Annotated in this window: 3 protein-coding genes and 1 pseudogene; all 4 read right to left on the bottom strand. The window is 50.5% G+C overall.

Annotated elements, in window-relative coordinates; genetic code table 11:
- Positions 1-400, bottom strand: a pseudogene (locus AC5V8P_RS24970) (ABC transporter permease); the annotation flags it as partial.
- Entirely contained in the window at positions 393-1,295 is a 903-nt protein-coding gene (locus AC5V8P_RS24965; protein ID WP_064796649.1) for an ABC transporter ATP-binding protein, read from the bottom strand. The pseudogene AC5V8P_RS24970 and the gene AC5V8P_RS24965, both read right to left, overlap by 8 nt.
- Positions 1,292-2,257 (bottom strand): ABC transporter ATP-binding protein, encoded by a 966-nt coding sequence (locus AC5V8P_RS24960; protein ID WP_081276792.1) that lies wholly within the window; start codon positions 2,255-2,257, stop codon positions 1,292-1,294. The genes AC5V8P_RS24965 and AC5V8P_RS24960 overlap by 4 nt, the downstream gene beginning before the upstream one ends.
- Before the next feature lie 5 nt (positions 2,258-2,262).
- Positions 2,263-2,664: a GntR family transcriptional regulator gene (locus tag AC5V8P_RS24955; RefSeq protein WP_013369244.1), complete on the bottom strand. Its 402-nt coding sequence runs from the start codon at positions 2,662-2,664 to the stop codon at positions 2,263-2,265.
- Between the last annotated feature and the right edge of the window lie 83 nt (positions 2,665-2,747).

Genomic DNA, 2,747 nt, shown 5'->3' with positions numbered 1-2,747 from the left:
AGACGTACTCCACTTTGGGAAACGTGTCTCCCTTGGCGGCAGGCTCTGTGAACTGCACGTAACCTTGCAGCTTTCCATTCTTCAAGGCTTGCTGCATTGCTGGCGCTTGTACGCTGTCATAACGTACCCAGACGGCTGCCGGGTTGGATTGCTTCTTGGTAAACTGTTCCAGCTGTCTCGCCACTTCAGTCTGGTTCCCGGCAATCAGACCCAAACGTTGATGCTCGGTTGCCGTTGTGCTGGAACCTCCGGCTCCTTCTCCTTTAAACAAGGAAATGATATACGGCAGATTCATGCCCAGTGTGATGAGCAAGGCCAATACCAGTGTCGTAATGATAAAAGATTTGGTCCTCGCCTTCTGACGAAACGTAAAACCGATCACTGTGCCCAGTCTATTCATGGGAATCTCCCACCTCTCTTATGAAAATTTCATTGAGCGTAGGTTCCTTGATCTCAAAATGTTCCACATCCGTTTGTCCCAACGCTGTTTGCAAAATTAACTTCGCCGTATCCGGCTGCTCAATATGCAGCATCCAGCCACGATCCATACGCTCTACACGGAGTACGCCGGGCAGCTGTTCCAGTCCGTTCACTTCACCTGTAGTGATGAGACGAACTTTTTCACGTGGGTAGCGGCCCTTGATCTCTTGCACACTTCCTTGCACTACGGTATTCGAGCGATGCAAAATCGTAATATGCCGGCACAGTTCCTCTACATGCTCCATGCGGTGGGTTGAGAATAAAATTGCAGCACCCTCGTCCCGTAGTTCCTTCACCGTCTCCTTAAGCAATTCAACATTTACCGGGTCCAGTCCACTGAAGGCCTCATCCAAAATGAGCAGCGTCGGGCGATGCACAACCGCAGCAATAAAGCCCATTTTCTGCTGATTTCCCTTAGATAGCTCCTCAATCCGCTTATCGTAATATTCTGGCACTCCAAAACGTTCCAGCCAGTAGCGCAGACTTTGGTCCGCCTCCTTGGCCGACATTCCACGCAGCCTGCCCAAGTAGTTAATCTGCTCGTTTACCTTCACCTTGGGGTACAGCCCACGCTCTTCAGGCAAATAGCCCATTGTCCGCTGAAGCTCCTTGCTGTAGGGCTTGCCCTCATATTGGATGCTACCCCCGTCAGGGTAAATCAGGCCGAGCACCATGCGCATCGTTGTCGTTTTGCCTGCTCCATTGCCTCCCAGCAGTCCGTAAATCTCGCCGCCGTTCACATTCAGCGATATTCCGTTTACTGCTGTATGATTCCCATATTGCTTCACGACCTTTTCCAATTCCAGCATGCTCATGATTGCTCCATCCCTTCTTTCTTTATGAATGTCTCAGCATTCGCAGATATTTGTCCTGCAGACCAATATACTAAAATATCATCCAGCTCCAGACGCCGCACACGGATGGGGCGAATCCCCGCCTGTTCCAATATAGCACTGGTCTCCCCGGCGGCCAGCGTTATAATTCGCTGTAAATTCCCATCACTCTCCGTCTCTACAACTCCCGGAAGCTCCGATGCCTCCTCGGGTGTACCTTCAAACCACATTTCCTTGCTATTTTCGAGTAGATGATCTTTTTCCAGCTTGCCAAGCAGCCTGCCATCGTGCATCAAAACAATGTAATCCGCCAAACGCTTGATCTCGTCCATGATATGGGTAGCAATAATGATCGTCGTTTTGCCGTTCTTCATACAATCCCGCAGTTCCTCCAGCATGATTTTCCAGGCAAAAGGATCTAAACCCGATGAAGGCTCATCCAGCAGCAACACACGAGGGTGCGGCGCCAAGGCAGCAGCCAGTTCGAATTTCCGGCGTTGTCCCTTGGACATACGCGATAATTTCGTATGTGCTGGAACCTGAAAACGGTCCATTAACCTCTGAAAACGTGTTTCGTCCCAGCCGGGATACCACAAGGCTCGAAAAGCCGCTGCTGCTTCTGCCGTTAATCGATCCTCCTCGCGAACCGGCTGCTCCGGTATATACCCAACCCATTGTCGTGTATCTGCCGGCATACCATTGGGGTAGGCTTGACCGAACCAACGAATCTCACCGGAATCCGGATGAATAAGCTGAGTTAGCAAGTGAATCAATGTGCTTTTCCCTGATCCGTTATGTCCAGTCAAGGCGACCACATATCCTGGTTCAACCGTTAGATTAATCGGCCCAATCTTCCGGTCACCCCGGGTTTTAAAGACCTGGCTCATCTCAATAATCGGTACTTTCCTCTGTATTTCCATAGGAACTTCCACATGATTGCTCACAGCTGTCACTCCTTCACCTGGACTTCATACCTTCTTTTCACCATTTCTGCGAAAAGCTCCAATAATTCCTGCTCTGTCATCTGTACAGCGATGCCTGTGGCAATCGCCGTTTCCAATGCCTCAGTCACCGCTTTAAGGCGGTAACCTGAGCGCATATCATCCTCGACCAGAGCTACGAAGGTGCCCGTTCCCTGCCGGGTACGAAGCAAGCCTTCGTTCTCTAAATCCTGATAGACCCGCCGGACGGTGATTACACTGCAACGGAGCGTCCCCGCAAACTCACGAATGGAGGGAAGCAGCGTTCCCGCTGCAATCTGTCCGGTTACAATGAGTGAACGAAGCTGCTTTTCAATCTGTGCATACAGCGGTTCCGCGCTATTCTCATCAATTTGCACTGGAATATTCACCTGCTCTCCCTCCCTTTTTAGTTATTTTTGTATACATACGACTAAGTTAAGTCCCGTTTCATGAGCTTGCGCTGTGTCACCAG

The sequence above is a fragment of the Paenibacillus sp. N119s genome, from assembly GCF_059447605.1.
The sequence above is the reverse complement of the archived record's forward strand: the minus strand, read 5'-3'. Positions and strand labels throughout refer to the sequence as shown.

What these genes read in the sequence shown, in the direction of transcription:
- AC5V8P_RS24965 (WP_064796649.1), bottom strand. Translation starts at nt 1,295, where the DNA reads ATGAGCATGCTGGAATTGGAAAAGGTCGTGAAGCAATATGGGAATCAT.